The organism is Desulfovibrio sp. JY (assembly GCA_021730285.1).
In the GTDB taxonomy this organism is placed as follows: domain Bacteria; phylum Desulfobacterota; class Desulfovibrionia; order Desulfovibrionales; family Desulfovibrionaceae; genus Solidesulfovibrio.
Map to the genome: position 1 here is coordinate 3,883,089 of CP082962.1, position 14,384 is coordinate 3,897,472.

The window sequence follows — 14,384 nt, forward strand, 5'->3', positions numbered from 1 at the left end:
ATGTTTAAAAACTACCATATCGTCGTTTTCCGGGACCAGCACGGCGTGTGCCGCAAGCTGCGCCTGCGGGGCTGGCTTTTCGCCGCCATCCTCATTCTGGCCGCCGTGCTTGTGGCCGGCAACGTCTTTCTCGTAAAATATTTTTATAATTATAAACAGATGGAACGCGACGTGACCGCCAAGGAAAAGCAGGCCACGGAGCAGACCAGCCAGCTTCTGGCCTTGTCTGAAAAAGTCAAGACACTGGAGGCGGACCTCACCAGACTGCGTGGCTTCGACGCCAAGCTGCGCCTGATGGTCGGCCTGGACAAGGAGCCCCGCGACGTCTCCTCGGATGGGGCCGGGGACAAGGATTTCGAGAAAAAATACCTGCCGCTGTACCGCCAGGAAATGCTCACCCGCAAGCTCCATGAATTTCTCGGCCGCCTGCGCGAGACCGCCTCCCTGGAGCGCGCGCGCCAGCGGGAACTGTTCGACGCCCTGTCGCAGGAGGGAAGCCTGCCCGCCTCCATGCCCATGTCCTGGCCGGTGACCGGCTGGATCTCCTCGCCCTTTGGCGAGCGGGTTTCGCCTTTTACCGGCAAGAAGGAACTGCACAAGGGCCTGGATATCTCCGCCCCCATAGGCACACCGGTGGTGGCCCCGGCCGACGGGACGGTGACCTTCGCCGGCGAGGCCGACGACGGGGGATTCGCCGTGACCGTCGACCACGGCGGGGGGCTGACCACCTCCTACAGCCATCTGCGCGACGCGGAAGTGGCCGCCGGCCAGACCGTCAAGCGGGGCCAGTTGATCGGCCATGTGGGCGATCTCGGCCAGTCCACGGGCCCCCATCTGCACTACGAGACGCGCCTGGGCGGCGTGCCCGTGGACCCCATGCGCTACATCCTGGAATAGGCGCCCTGGCCCGGGTTTTGCTTGCCGCACGGCATGAATCTGTTCCAATTCGAGCCCGCCACCGTTTTCAGTTTCGTGCTGACGCTCATGCGCATAAGCTTGGTGGTGTTTCTGCTGCCTTTTTTCGGGGCCAACTTCCTGCCCAATATGGTCAAGGCGGCGTTTTGCCTGATGCTGACCCTGGCCGTCTTTCCCATGCTGTCCTTTCCGGGGACCATGATGCCGGGCAACGTCTGGTCGCTGTCGCTGATGCTCCTTGGCGAGGTGGTCATGGGGCTTTTGCTCAACATCCTGGTCCTGTTCCTTTTCTCGGCCGTGCAATGCGCCGGCTCCATCATGGGCTTTTCCATGGGCTTTTCGCTCATGAACAGCATGGACCCCATGACCGGCGCGTCGGAGTCGGGCCTTGGGCACCTGATGAGCCAGGTGACCACCATGCTTTTTTTGAGCTTAAACGGCCATCTGGTCCTGCTCGGCGGGCTGGCCCAGAGCTTCAAGCTGGTGCCGCCGGGTGGGCTTTTCATAAGCCCGGCCCTGGGCGAACATCTCATCACCTTTTCCGGGCAGATGTTCGTCATGGCGCTTAAAATCGCGGCCCCGATCATGGCCTCGATCTTCCTGGTGGACCTGGCCCTGGCCTTGGTGGCCCGGGCCGCGCCCCAGATGAACGTGCTTTTCATCGGCTTTCCGCTCAAAATCGGCGTGGGCTTTCTCTTTATGACCCTGGTCTTCGGCGCGCTGGCGCTGTACGTCGGGCGCTATATCGCCGAGATCGGCCCGATGTACGCGCTCATGCTCAAGGCGTCGGGATAAGCCGCCTTTTCCGCCATGGCCAAAGATCCGAGCAAAACAGAACAAGCCACCCCGAAACGGCGCGACAAGGCCCGCGAAAAGGGGTCGGTCCCCCGCAGTCAGGAACTGCCCAAGCTCACCGTGCTTTTCACGGGACTCTTTGTCATCCGTTTGACGATCAGCTCTCTGGGCGACGAGCTCCAGGAGGTGTTCGCCTTTTTCTTGGGCCAGCGCCTCCGGTTCGAAGCCACCCCCGATGCGGTCTACGCCCTGCTCTGGATGCTCTCCGGCAAGCTGGCCATGATGCTGCTGCCCCTTTTTCTGGTCATCGCCGTCATCGCCTTCGTCACCCAGCGAATGCAGGTCGGCTCCATTTGGCACTCGAAGCTGTTCGAGCCGGATTTCAGCAACCTCTTCAATCCCATGGGCGCGCTGCAAAAGCTCCTCATAAATCCAAGGACCCTTGTGCAGCTCGGCAAGCAGGTGGGCATGGCCGCGGCCATCGCCGTTGCGCCCTATCTGATCCTCAAAAACAAATTCAACGAATTTTTACCGCTTTTCTACCAGACGCCCCATACCCTGACGGTTTTTCTGCTGCAAAACGGCTTCACCATGGTGCTCTACACCCTGGCCCCCATGGTCCTCATCGCCGTTCTCGACGTCTGGTACACCCGCTGGGACTACGAAGAAAACCTCAAGATGACCAAGGACGAGATCAAGGACGAAACCAAGCAGTCCCTCGGCGACCCGGCCATCAAGCAACAACAGAAGCGCAAGATGATGGAAGTCATGCAGCGCCGCATGCTCCAGGATGTTCCAAAGGCCGACGTGGTCATTACCAACCCGACCCACCTTGCCTGCGCCCTGCGCTACGACCCCAAGGAGTCCCCGGCCCCGCTGCTTCTGGCCAAGGGCGCCGATCATCTGGCCGAAAAGATCAAGGAAGTGGCCCGGGAAAACCACATCCCCATCCGGGAGAACAAGCCCCTGGCACAGGCTTTGTATAAGAATGTGGAAATTGGCCAGACCATCCCCGAGGACCTCTACCAGGCAGTGGCCTCGATCCTGGCTCAGCTCGACAAGTTCAAGCGTCCCGGCCGCATCCGCTGATCGGCCAAGGCCGGGGCAAAGGCGTCAAAAACATGGCGAAGATAGCCGAACCGGTCAAATTCAATTACGAGCGCTTCACCAAGCAGGGCGACCTCATGCTGGCCGGTGGCGTGGTGTTGATCCTGTTCGTCATGTTGGTGCCCGTTCCGCCGGCGTTCATCGACCTGATGCTCACCTTTTCCATCTCGATCAGCCTGGTGGTGCTCATCACCAGCATGTTCATGGGCTCGCCGCTGGAATTCTCCATCTACCCGTCCCTGCTTCTGGTCACCACCATGCTGCGCCTGTCCATGAACGTGGCCTCAACGCGCCTGATCCTGCTCCACGGCGACGAGGGCCCCTCGGCCGCCGGCCACGTCATCCAGGCTTTCGGCCAGTTCGTGGTAGGCGGCAACTACATCGTCGGCTGCGTCATCTTCCTGGTCCTCTTCGCCATCAACAAGAAGGTCATCGTCTCCGGCACCACCCGTATCGCCGAGGTGGCCGCCCGCTTCACCCTGGACGCCATGCCGGGCAAGCAGATGGCCATCGAGGCGGACTTGAACGCCGGGATCATCAACGAAAAACAGGCCACGGATCGCCGCGAAGCCATCCGCAAGGAGGCCGACTTCTACGGCGCCATGGACGGCGCGGGCAAGTTCGTTTCCGGAGACGTGACCGCGACAATCATCATCACGGCGATCAACATTTGCGGCGGCTTCCTCATCGGCGTCATGCAAAAGGGCATGGACTGGAAGGACGCCGCCCAGACCTATACCCTGCTCACCATCGGTGACGGCCTGGTCTCCATCATCCCGTCCATCATCATTTCCACCTCCGCCGGCCTGATCGTGTCCCGGGCCGCGGCCGAAGCCAAGATGGGCGAGGAATTCCTGGCCCAGCTCACCTTCCATCCCCGGGCCCTGCGCATGGTCTCGGGCATCCTGCTTTTATTCGCCATCGTCCCGGGCCTGCCCACGCTTCCCTTCCTCATCATGTCGATTCTGCTCTTCGTCGTGGCCCGCCTGTCCGGAAAGCAACAGGAGATGCTCAAGGCCGAGGCCGAACAGCATGAGAAAAAGCCGGCCCCGGAACTGGAAACGCCCGAAGAGGTCCAAACGCTGCTGCCTCTCGACGCCCTGGAACTGGAAGTGGGCTACGGGCTCATACCGCTGGTCGACGAGGAGCAAAACGGCAACCTGCTGACGCGCATCCGCTCCATCCGTCGCCAGTTCGCCCTGGACATGGGCGTGGTCGTCCCCTCGCTGCACCTGCGCGACAACCTGCAATTGCGCCCCGGCCAGTACGTGGTGCTCATAAAGGGCAACGAGGTGGCTTCGGCCGAAATCCTCATCGACCATTACCTGGCCATGGACCCGGGCGACGCCAAACACCGCATCAAGGGCGTGGAAACGCGCGAGCCGGCCTTCAACCTGCCCGCGCTGTGGGTGCCGGAACTGCAAAAGGAAGAGGCCATGCTGGCCGGCTACACCGTCGTCGACCCGGCCACGGTCATCGCCACCCATTTGACCGAGGTCTTCAAGCGCCACCTGCACGAATTCCTGGGCCGCCAGGAAGTGCAGACCCTCCTCGACAACCTGGCCAAGCGCGCGCCCAAGGCCGTGGAGGACCTGGTGCCCGGGACCATGAATCTCGGCGGCGTCCAGAAGGTGCTGCAAAACCTGGTCAAGGAAAACGTGTCCATCCGCGACATCCTGACCGTGGTCGAAACCATGGCCGACTACGGAAGCTCGGTCAAAGATCCCGACCAGCTCACCGAATACGTGCGCTCGCGCATGGGCCGCACCATCGTCAAGCCCTACCTCACGAGCGAAGGCGCGCTGCCCATCTTGAACCTCGCGCCCAAGGTCGAGGGGGCCATCCAGGAAAGCGTCCGCCAGACCGATCACGGCGCCTATCTGGCCATGGAGCCGGGGCTCGCCCAGCGCATCATCCAGGCCATCCAGAAGTCCATGGACAAGGCCATGCTGACCGAGGGCCAGCCTGTGCTTTTGACCACGCCGCTGGTGCGGCCGCACCTTTCCCAGCTCCTCTCGAGGTTCATCCCCAACCTGCCGGTGATCTCGCAAGCCGAGATCCCCGCCGAGATCAAGCTGCAATCCGTCGGCAACATAGGACTGACCAATGCGGGTTAAGACCTTTCGCGGCGAAAGCATGGCGGCCGTGCTCTCCCAGGTGCGCCAGGAACTCGGATCCGAGGCCGTCATTTTGGGCAACCAGACCGTGCGCGAGGACGGACACTGCCTTTGCGAGGTCATGGCCGCCCTGGAACAGCCGGAAAAGCCCTTGGCAACGCCCCAAAAGCCGGCGGCCCCCACACCCGCCCGGGAACGCGCCGCCGGCCCGGCGCGCCAGGCCACGACCGCCGCGTCCCCCTCCCCCGGGCCGGCGGACTGGACCCGGGAATGGGACGAAATCAAGGGGCACATGCTGGCGCTTCTGCGGCCGCGCATGGATTTCGGCGTCCTGGCCCCACGCCAGCGCCTGGCCCTGGAATATCTCGAACGGGAAGGCGTGGACGAGGCCTCGATCCTGGCGCTTTACCGCTCCATCGTCGATGGCGGCGAGGACAAGGTCATTCCGGCCCTGTCCCGGATGGTGCGCGTCAAACCCCTGACGGTCGACCAGTGGCCGCAAACCGCCCACATGTTCGTCGGGCCAAGCGGCGTGGGCAAGACCACCGCCCTTGTGCGCCAGGCCCTGGCCGTGCGGCGGGGAGAGCCCGGTCGGCGGGTGATTGTGGTCAACGCCGACGGCGATCGCGGCAAGGGAAGGCTCCTTTTGCGCCACTATGCCGAACTGTCGGGCCTGACCTACGCCGAGGCCGACGGCCCCGAGGGGTTCCGCCGCCTTCTGGACGAGGCCCAGCCCGGGGACGCGGTGTTCGTGGATACGCCGAGCCTTCGCGGCGAAGGGGCCATGGCTGGCTGGTGCCGGGAGATGGGCCTCGCCGACCGGACGGACCTGTGCGCCCATCTGGTCCTGTCGCCGCTTTACGCCCCGGCGCAGGCGGCGCATTTTCTGCGCGTCTACGCCTGTGCCCCACTTTCGAGCATCATCTGGACGAAGCTCGACGAAGCCTGTAATTATGGTTGCCTTGTCAATATGGCGCATGCCGCGTCCCTGCCCGTTTCGGCCCTGGCCCACGGACCGGAACTGACCCAGGGCATGACGCCGGCCTCGGGCAAGGCCGTGTGGAAACTGCTTTTCAAACACCAGTTGCCCGGCGAGTATTCCGATGCCGCCGCCGGCGTTTAAGGACCCTGCATGGCTAGCCGCACATCCGAACTGCCGCCAAGCGCCTCCCACGGGACGGACATCCCCCGGGTGATCTCCGTCACCTCGGGCAAGGGCGGCGTCGGCAAAACCAATATTTCGGTCAATCTGGCCTATTGTCTGTCCAAGATGGGACGCAAGGTCGTGCTGCTCGACGCCGACCTGGGGCTGGCCAACGTCGATATCCTGCTTGGGCTCACCCCCAAGATGAACCTGTTCCATCTCTTTCACGAGGGTGTGGATCTGCGGCAAGTGCTGATGGAAACGCCGTTCGGGTTTTCCATCCTGCCCGCCTCCTCGGGCGTCAGCGAGATGCTGGCCCTTTCCACCGGCCAAAAGCTCGACCTGCTGGAAGCCATGGATTACCTTGAAGGCCGCATCAATTATTTGCTAGTGGACACCGGGGCCGGAATCAATGACAATGTCATTTATTTCAACTTGGCCGCGCGGGAACGGCTGCTTGTGCTGACCACCGAGCCCACGTCGCTCACCGACGCGTATGCGCTTATAAAGGTCATGCACCTGCATCACGACGTGCACCGCTTCCGCGTCCTGGTGAACATGGCCCCGAGTCTCAAGGCGGCCAAGGCCGTGTACGAAAAGTTGTCCACGGCCTGCGACCATTTTCTCTCGGGCATCTCCCTGGATTTCACGGGGATTGTGCCGAGCGACCCGGCAGTGAAAAACGCGGTGATCCGCCAAAAACCGTTCTGCCACCTGACGCCGGAGGCTCCGGCCAGCAAAAAGCTTCAAGAGCTGGCCCAAACGATCGATTCCTGGGACGTGGACGCCAAGCTCGATGGAAACATCAAATTCTTCTGGAAAAAACTCCTCTTCCAGGAACAGCCCCTGGCTTGACCTCGAATCCGGGGCGAAACGGTGGGACGATTTCGATGCGCGCGATCGCCAGGAGATCGTGCGCCACTACTCGCCCAAGATCAAAATCGTGGCCACGCGGCTCAAGGCCAAGCTGCCGCAGTCCGTGGAGCTGGGCGAGCTTCTAAGCGCCGGGGCCATGGGGCTGATCGAGGCGCTGGGCAGATTCCGGCCGGAACTGGGCATCAAGTTCGAGACCTATGCCGAATCCCGCATCAAGGGGGCCATGCTCGACGACCTGCGGCGCATGGACTGGTTTTCCAGGGGCCAGCGCCACCGGGTGCGCACCCTGGAGGAGGCGACGCGGCGCATCGAAAGCGACTCCGGCCGCACCCCTTCCGTCGAACAGCTGGCCGAGGCCACGGGGCTTTCCGAACGCGAGGTGACCCAGGGCCTCGAGGCGCTGCAAAACCAGCTGTGCCTGAGCCTCGACGCCATCACCGAAAATATCTCCTCCTACCAGAAGAACCAGCTGGAAAACGAGCCCTACAAATCGGCCGAGTTCAGGGAGCTCGTCGACAAGCTTGCGTCCCTGATCGATGATTTGACTCCCCGGGAAAAGCTGGTATTGTCGCTTTATTACGGCGAGGAATTGAACATGCGGGAGACTTCCGAGGTCATGGGCATCACCGAGGGGCGCGTATCGCAACTGCACTCCCAGGCTCTGGCCAGGCTTCGTCAAAAGTTCAAGGCCCAATTCAATATCGAGCAGCACTGACGCCGGTATGGCCCGAGGCCGGTTTACCCCGGCAAAAAAGAAAAACCGCCATGCCGCGCGTCGCCCCGCGTCGGGCGACTGACGGGCATTTGCAAGCACAGGAGAAAAGCCATGGCCGCCAACAAGGAAATGCGCATCCTGGTCGTCGACGATTTTTCCACCATGCGCCGCATCATAAAGAATATTCTCAGGCAGTTGGGTTTCAACAACATCATCGAGGCCGACGACGGCAGCACCGCCTGGGAAACCCTCAATAAAGACAAGGTCGATTTTATCATCTCCGATTGGAACATGCCCAAGATGCCGGGCATCGAACTGCTGCGCAAGGTGCGTTCCAGCGAGGAATTCGTCGATACGCCGTTCCTCATGGTCACGGCCGAAGCCCAGCAGGAAAACATCATCGAAGCCGTCCAGGCCAAGGTCTCCAATTACATTGTCAAACCCTTCACGGCGGAGACCCTCGGCCAGAAGATAGACAAGATTTTCGAAAAGTAATCCGCTTGCCGTCAGGCTTAGGCCCACGCGCCATGTGTGTGGGGTGAGGGACAGGCGCAGCCGCCAGGGCCCTTCACGGGACGGTCTGCTGCGTTGCGGCCCAACGCCCTGTCCTCGCGACGCGAAGCGGCATACGCCACGAGGCATCCATGGCTGTCGACGACGGTCTCGAGTCCCAGGTCAAGGCCAAGCTCGACGACAGCGAGCTGTCCGACGACCTCCCCAAGGCGCTGCAAAAGGTCGACCTCGACCTCGACGATGCGCCCTTTCTCGAAGACGAGGAAGAGGCCCCCGCCGCCGAGGAAGGCCAAGCCGAGGAATCGACGCCGTTCCCGATCGAGGCCGAAGAGAAAAAGCCTTCCCGCAAAAAAAAGCTCATTTTGATCGTCGCGCCGGTGCTGCTGCTCGTCATCGGCGCGGCCGTCTTTTTTCTGCTGCACAAAAAGCCCGCGCCGCCCCCGGCTCCGGTCGAGGAGACGCCGCCGGTCGAGCAGGCCCCGCCGCCCCCGGAACCGGTGCCCACGCCGCCGGAACCGCCCGCGCCCAAGCAGGAAATCGTCATACCCATGGAACCCTTCCTCGTGGAGTTGACCGACTCCCAGGGCCGCACGCGATTTCTCACCATCCGCTTCACGGCCGTGACCCAGGAAAAAGCCGTGGAGCTGGAATTCAAGCGCAACATCATTGTCCTGCGCGACGCCGTGTATTATTATCTGAAGAATAAGAAATTGGAGTTTTTGACCGATAAGAACAATGCCGATGTCCTGAAAAAAGACGTGCTGTCGGTCATAAACCAGTTTATCGGAGCTCAACCGTTGGATAACCTGCTTATCGAGGATTACCTGGTGAAGTAGATGTCCATCGATTTGACCACAATCTTCCAGGCCATGCCCTACGTGCAAAACGTGGCCCATGCCGAATTGGTCCAGCCGGACGCCGCCCTGGCCTCCGCGCAGGTGCTGGCCCAGCAGGCCCTGGCCGAGCAACGCAAGCAGCCCCAGCGCATCGAAGAACAAAGCGCCATGGATTCCGTCGGCGACGAACGCCAGCGCCAAGCCGGCGGCGAGCAACAGCATCGCCCGCGTCGCCACCCCGAGCCGGAGCCCGAGGAAACCCAGGCCAGCAATACGTCGCCGTTTGCCGGCCAGATCATCAACCTGAAAATATAAGGACTCGCGCGGCCGGAGACGTCGCCACAGGCCCGGGGTCGGCGGCGGCCGCCGTCCATGGCCTGTTCCGCTTACGCCCTGCCTCCCCGCGCCGGCCCGGATATCCGCCTCATGAATGGCTATTCCACCCTCGTCATCTTTCTGACCGTCTGCGAACTGGCCCTGCTCCTTTTGGTGGTGCTTTTTTTCTCCCGGCTGCGCCGGTCCGAGGATCTGCTGGCCAAGATGCAGAAAAACCAGGACGGGCTCCTCAAAAAACTCGACTTCAACGCCAGGCTCGAACAAGAGCTGGTGGGCAGCTTCCGGCAACGGCAGGCGGAGCTGGCCGAGCTCGACCAGAAGCTGGAGCAGCGCCGCGGTGAACTGGAGAAGCTGGTCAAAAAAGCCGAAGAATGCATCCGGTCACCGGATTTTTTGCGCCAGATCATCCTCAACGGCTCCCGCCGGGGCCAGTCCCCCGTGGCCCTGGCCAAGGCCACCGGCCTGTCCCGGGAAGAAGTGGAACTGATCCTGGCCCAGGAAAAGCTGTAATAGGCAGGAGAGGCTCTGCCTCTCCTGCACCTCTCCGCCAGGGCGCTGCCCTGGACCCGCCGGGGGACTTGATGTCCCCCGGACCCCCTTTTACCGGGTTGGGATGGTGAGGTGGGAGTGTGGTCGGGTCAGGTTGGTTTGGTATTGTCGGACAGCGGGACGCCGTATGTTAGTTGCCGCAATCGGCCCGGCGACACGAGGCGCTCACGCGCCTCGACGCCGGACGCGATTGCGGCAACAACCGCGCCAGCGGCGAAGCGCCGCATAAAAGACATGAAATAAGGACATTACCCCACCATCAAGAGTTTTTGGGGAGGGTGGGGGTCCGGGGGAGGGAACCCCTTTTTGCAAAAAGGGGTTCCCTCCCCCGGTTCACAACTATGCCATACAGCAACACACAGGCTTTCCGGCGCGGACACAAGGTTGGGCAGACCGTCCAGGGAAGACTCCTCTCGCCCGGACCCGGAGGCCTTTTCTGGGTGGTGGTGTCCGGCATCAAGCTTCTGGCCAGCCTGGATCACGAGCCCGTGCCCGGTCGCGAATTGACCTTTCGCATCGAGGCCCTCGAGCCGGAACTGGTTTTAAAGGACATCACCCCGCCGCCCAGTTCCGCCACGGAGCCGGGCCTGCTCCTTGCCGGCATCGCCGCCGCGCGGACCCGTTTCGAGCGCCACTTGCCCCGATTTGCGCCGCCGCCCTGCCCGCCGCTGGACTTGACCGCCGCGCGTCGTCTTTTCCACGCTTGGCTGGCTGGCGATACCACCGCGCGCGCGGATTTCAGCGCCGTCCAGGAGCTTTTCCGGCTGGCCCGGACCTTCGTACCCCGCGCCGAGGGGCGTCCGCGCTACCTTCCCTGGGTCTTTCCCGGGCTCACCCAGGCCGAAGCCCTGACCGCGCGTCTTTCCCCGGAGGAAGGCGGCCCGGGATTTCGTCTGCGCCTTTTCGGCCACCTCCCCAACCTGGGCCCTATCGCCGTCGAGGCCAGCCATCACCCCACCACCCGGGAAGCGCCGGCCCGCACCGTCTACCGGCTCATGCTCGAACGCCCGCAAGAGGCCGCCGACTGCATGGCCATGCTGGTCGACCTGCGCTTCGGCAAGGCCGTCCTGGCCCCGGCGTGCCTGTCCGCCGGAGCGCTGCCCGCACCGCTTGCCGCCGGGTTCCTGGCCCGGATCGTGGCCGCAACTTCCCGGCCCTTTACGGGGCTTCGCCTTCGCGTATAAATATGGGGACCGGCCGGCGCGGCCCAATCCACCGACCTCTGGAGCGTTTCCCCATGGCGTACAAGGACTTGCAGGAATTTTTGCGGCTTCTGGAAAAAAAAGGCGAACTGCGGCGCGTAAAGCCCGAACTGGACCCGTATTTGGAAATCGCCGAGGTCACGGACCGGGTGTCCAAGGCCGTCGGTCCGGCCCTCTACTTCGAACACCCCAAGGGATCACGCTTTCCGGTGGTCACCAATGCCTTCGGCTCGTTTCCCCGCATGCACCTGGCCCTTGATTGCGACAACCTCGACGCCCTGGGACACCGCATCGACGCCGTGCTGGAGATGGAAAAACCGGATGGGCTCATCGACAAGCTCAAGATGCTGCCCAAGCTGGCCAAGATGGCCGGCATCTTCCCCAAGACCGTCAATTCCGGCCGCTGCCAGGATGTCGTTTTGACCGGCGACGACGTGGACCTGTCCCTCCTGCCGGTGCTGACCACCTGGCCCGGCGATGCCGGCCCCTTCATCACCCTGCCCGTGGTCGTCACCAAGGACCCGGAAAGCGGCAAGCGCAACGTGGGCATGTACCGCATGCAGGTCTTCGACAAGAACACCACCGGCATGCACTGGCACCGCCACAAGGGCGGGGCCTACCACTACCATCTGGCGGAAAAGCGCGGCGAGCGCCTGCCCCTGGCCGTGGCCATCGGCCCGGACCCGGCCTGCACCTATGCCGCCACCGCCCCGCTGCCGGACGACATCGACGAATTTCTCTTCGCCGGTTACCTGCGCCAGGCCCCGGTGGAGCTTGTCCAGTGCAAGACCGTGGACTTGCAAGTGCCGGCCTCGAGCCAGTTCGTGCTGGAAGGCTACGTGGACCCGGGCGAACGCCGCCGCGAGGGGCCGTTCGGCGACCACACCGGCTATTACTCCCTGGCCGACGACTATCCCGTATTCCACGTCACGGCGCTCACCCATCGCAAGGACGCCGTCTATCCGGCGACCCTCGTCGGCCCGCCGCCCATGGAGGACTGCTACATGGGCAAGGCCACCGAACGTCTGTTTTTGCCGCTCATAAAAAAGCAGCTTCCGGAAATCGTGGACATGAGCCTGCCGCTTGAAGGCGTGTTCCACAACTTCTGTTTCGTCTCCATCGACAAGCGCTATCCCGGCCAGACGCGCAAGATCATGTACGCCATCTGGGGCCTTGGGCAGATGATGTTCACCAAGATCATCGTGGTGGTCGATGCCGGGGTCAACGTGCAAAATACGTCCGAGGTGCTCTGGCGGCTCGGCAACAATGTCGATCCCCGGCGCGACATCATCATCGTCGACGGGCCTCTCGACGCCCTGGACCATGCCTCGCCCACGCCTTTTTACGGCGGCAAGATCGGCATCGACGCCACGAAAAAGGGCCCCGAGGAAGGTCATATGCGCGAATGGCCCGATTCGCTGGTCATGTCCCGGGAGGTCAAGGGCCGCATCGACGCGCTGTGGAACGAACTGGGGCTGTGACCATGACCGTGGACAAAGCAATCATCCGCTGCCCATGGTGCGGCGATCTCGACCTCTACGTACGCTACCACGATACGGAATGGGGCGTGCCGCTGCACGACGACCGGGCGCTGTTCGAGCTGCTCATCCTCGAAGGCGCTCAGGCCGGTCTGTCGTGGCTGACCATCCTCAAGCGCCGGGAAGGTTACCGGGCCGCCTACGAGGGTTTCGACCCGGCGCGTGTGGCCGACTACGACGCGCCAAAGCTCGCCGCCCTGGCGGAGGATGCCCGCATCATCCGCAACAAGGCCAAGATCAAGGCCTCGGTGGCCAACGCCCAGGCATTTCTCGCCGTCCAGGAGGCCTTCGGCTCCTTTGACGCCTACCTCTGGCGCTTTGTCGACGGACGGCCCATCGTCAACCATTTCTCGGAGTTGCGGCAGGTCCCCGCCACCACGCCCCTGGCCGAACAGATCAGCCGCGACCTCAAATCCCGGGGATTTTCCTTTGTCGGCCCGACCTGCGTCTACGCCTTTCTCCAGTCGGCAGGCCTCGTCAACGACCATCTGACCGGCTGTTTCCGCCACAAGGAACTGGCCGGAGCCGTCCGATGACCCAGGGACCGCTTTCCCGCCCGCCGATTTACACGCTGGGCCACGACAACCATGACCGGGCCGTCTTCCTGAGCCTGCTCACCCGCCATGGCGTCAACATGCTTATCGACGTGCGGGCCGAGCCCTACTCACGCCACCTGCCGCATTTTTGCAGGAACGCTCTGACGGCGTCGCTCAAGTCCTGGGGCGTGGGCTATCTTTTTTGCGGCCGCGAACTCGGGGGACGGGGGACGTCCGTGGTGGACGCTGTGTCGTTTTGTCGAGGCATCGACCGGGTGATCGCGGCTTGGCGGCAGGCCTACCGGCTGGCCCTGGTCTGCGCCGAGGAGGACCCCAGGCGTTGCCACCGGGCCTGGCGCATCGCTCCGGCGCTGCTTTCCCGGGGTGCCCGGGTGGTGCATATCCGGGGAGACGGTCGGCTCGAACCCCACACCCCGGCCTGGGCCGATTATGCCGTTTCCTGTGCGACAGCGATGCCAACGCAAGAGATATCATAGCAATATTGTTAATATTTTAATCATAACCAAGGTTATGATTTTTATTTCGATCAGGCCTTGCCCGCCCGCTTTTGGACAGTTCAAGGTCAAAACCCACACGCGGCAGGCACGACGAAGGCCGCCGGACAGAAAAAGGAAAGAAGACGTGAGCGAGGACCCCAAGGAGACGCAAGCGCAATGGGTGACGGTGTCGAGCTTTTATCGCCCCGAGGAACCCGAGGCCGGCTTCGAGGATATTCTGGCTTCCGAGGAGGCCAGGTGGGCGGACACGGCCAGGCAGGCCGGCCTTGCGCCCAAGGAACATGTCCGGGTGCGACGCGGCGAAGAGGAAGTGACCATCGAGGTCAGCCAGGCCCTGGACGCTGTCTTCACGCCCGTCCAGACCTTATGGAAGGCGCAATAAAGGGAGGGAGGGGAGAAACGGCGCGAGAGGGGAAATCCTGTGGAACGAGGGTTCTCCCGAAGAATCGCCACTGCCGTGGAGAGCGCGCCAGGACGCGGTTTCCACCGACAACTCTCTTCCCTGCCTGAAAATACTTCCCGCGACACTTGACCTTTCCAGCATTCTCTCTCTACAATTACACGCATGAAGTTTACATCCCCGCTCTGTCCATCCAGTCCGCGCCGTTATGGACGTCGTCCTGACAGCGTATGGCTCGACGGCTTGGGGAACGCATCCCTGCCGCCCACTTCCGCCTTACTCTCCCG

16 protein-coding genes are annotated in these 14,384 nt (G+C 62.8%); all 16 read left to right on the forward strand.

From position 1 onward, the window contains the following. A complete protein-coding gene (locus tag K9F62_17405; protein ID UJX40456.1) occupies positions 1 to 897 on the forward strand; it encodes a M23 family metallopeptidase in 897 nt (298 codons plus the stop codon). Positions 898 to 930: 33 nt separating this feature from the next. Further along, entirely contained in the window at positions 931 to 1,710 is a 780-nt protein-coding gene (gene fliR, locus K9F62_17410) for a flagellar biosynthetic protein FliR (GenBank protein UJX40457.1), read from the forward strand. Between the two features lie 15 nt (positions 1,711 to 1,725). Further along, positions 1,726 to 2,799: a flagellar type III secretion system protein FlhB gene (locus K9F62_17415; protein UJX40458.1), complete on the forward strand. Its 1,074-nt coding sequence runs from the start codon at positions 1,726 to 1,728 to the stop codon at positions 2,797 to 2,799. Between the two features lie 32 nt (positions 2,800 to 2,831). Beyond that, entirely contained in the window at positions 2,832 to 4,934 is a 2,103-nt protein-coding gene (gene flhA, locus K9F62_17420; protein ID UJX40459.1) for a flagellar biosynthesis protein FlhA, read from the forward strand. Further along, on the forward strand, positions 4,924 to 6,057 hold the full coding sequence (locus K9F62_17425; GenBank protein ID UJX40460.1) for a flagellar biosynthesis protein FlhF: 1,134 nt from the start codon (positions 4,924 to 4,926) through the stop codon (positions 6,055 to 6,057). Before flhA ends, K9F62_17425 begins: the two co-directional genes overlap by 11 nt. 9 nt (positions 6,058 to 6,066) lie before the next feature. Then, on the forward strand, positions 6,067 to 6,933 hold the full coding sequence (locus K9F62_17430; GenBank protein ID UJX40461.1) for a MinD/ParA family protein: 867 nt from the start codon (positions 6,067 to 6,069) through the stop codon (positions 6,931 to 6,933). Beyond that, on the forward strand, positions 6,875 to 7,669 hold the full coding sequence (locus K9F62_17435; protein ID UJX40462.1) for a FliA/WhiG family RNA polymerase sigma factor: 795 nt from the start codon (positions 6,875 to 6,877) through the stop codon (positions 7,667 to 7,669). The genes K9F62_17430 and K9F62_17435 overlap by 59 nt, the downstream gene beginning before the upstream one ends. Positions 7,670 to 7,780: 111 nt before the next feature. Then, on the forward strand, positions 7,781 to 8,164 hold the full coding sequence (locus tag K9F62_17440) for a chemotaxis response regulator CheY (GenBank protein UJX40463.1): 384 nt from the start codon (positions 7,781 to 7,783) through the stop codon (positions 8,162 to 8,164). A gap of 149 nt (positions 8,165 to 8,313) precedes the next feature. Then, positions 8,314 to 9,018 (forward strand): flagellar basal body-associated FliL family protein, encoded by a 705-nt coding sequence (locus K9F62_17445; GenBank protein ID UJX40464.1) that lies wholly within the window; start codon positions 8,314 to 8,316, stop codon positions 9,016 to 9,018. Continuing rightward, positions 9,019 to 9,333: a hypothetical protein gene (locus K9F62_17450; protein UJX40465.1), complete on the forward strand. Its 315-nt coding sequence runs from the start codon at positions 9,019 to 9,021 to the stop codon at positions 9,331 to 9,333. Positions 9,334 to 9,444: 111 nt separating this feature from the next. After that, positions 9,445 to 9,864, forward strand: a complete 420-nt coding sequence (locus K9F62_17455; protein ID UJX43238.1) for a hypothetical protein — start codon at positions 9,445 to 9,447, stop codon at positions 9,862 to 9,864. A 380-nt stretch (positions 9,865 to 10,244) separates the two neighbouring features. Continuing rightward, a complete protein-coding gene (locus K9F62_17460) occupies positions 10,245 to 11,087 on the forward strand; it encodes a hypothetical protein (GenBank protein UJX40466.1) in 843 nt (280 codons plus the stop codon). A gap of 53 nt (positions 11,088 to 11,140) precedes the next feature. Further along, positions 11,141 to 12,586, forward strand: coding sequence for a menaquinone biosynthesis decarboxylase (locus K9F62_17465; protein ID UJX40467.1), 1,446 nt, complete (start codon positions 11,141 to 11,143; stop codon positions 12,584 to 12,586). Positions 12,587 to 12,588: 2 nt separating this feature from the next. Continuing rightward, positions 12,589 to 13,179 carry a DNA-3-methyladenine glycosylase I gene (locus K9F62_17470; GenBank protein UJX40468.1) on the forward strand — a complete coding sequence of 197 codons (591 nt, stop codon included), beginning with the start codon at positions 12,589 to 12,591 and terminating at the stop codon, positions 13,177 to 13,179. Next, on the forward strand, positions 13,176 to 13,676 hold the full coding sequence (locus K9F62_17475) for a DUF488 family protein (GenBank protein ID UJX40469.1): 501 nt from the start codon (positions 13,176 to 13,178) through the stop codon (positions 13,674 to 13,676). The genes K9F62_17470 and K9F62_17475 overlap by 4 nt, the downstream gene beginning before the upstream one ends. Positions 13,677 to 13,821: 145 nt before the next feature. Beyond that, the gene (locus K9F62_17480) at positions 13,822 to 14,079 is read left to right on the forward strand and encodes a hypothetical protein (GenBank protein ID UJX40470.1); all 258 of its coding nucleotides are present in this window, start codon (positions 13,822 to 13,824) and stop codon (positions 14,077 to 14,079) included. The last annotated feature ends 305 nt before the right edge of the window (positions 14,080 to 14,384 follow it).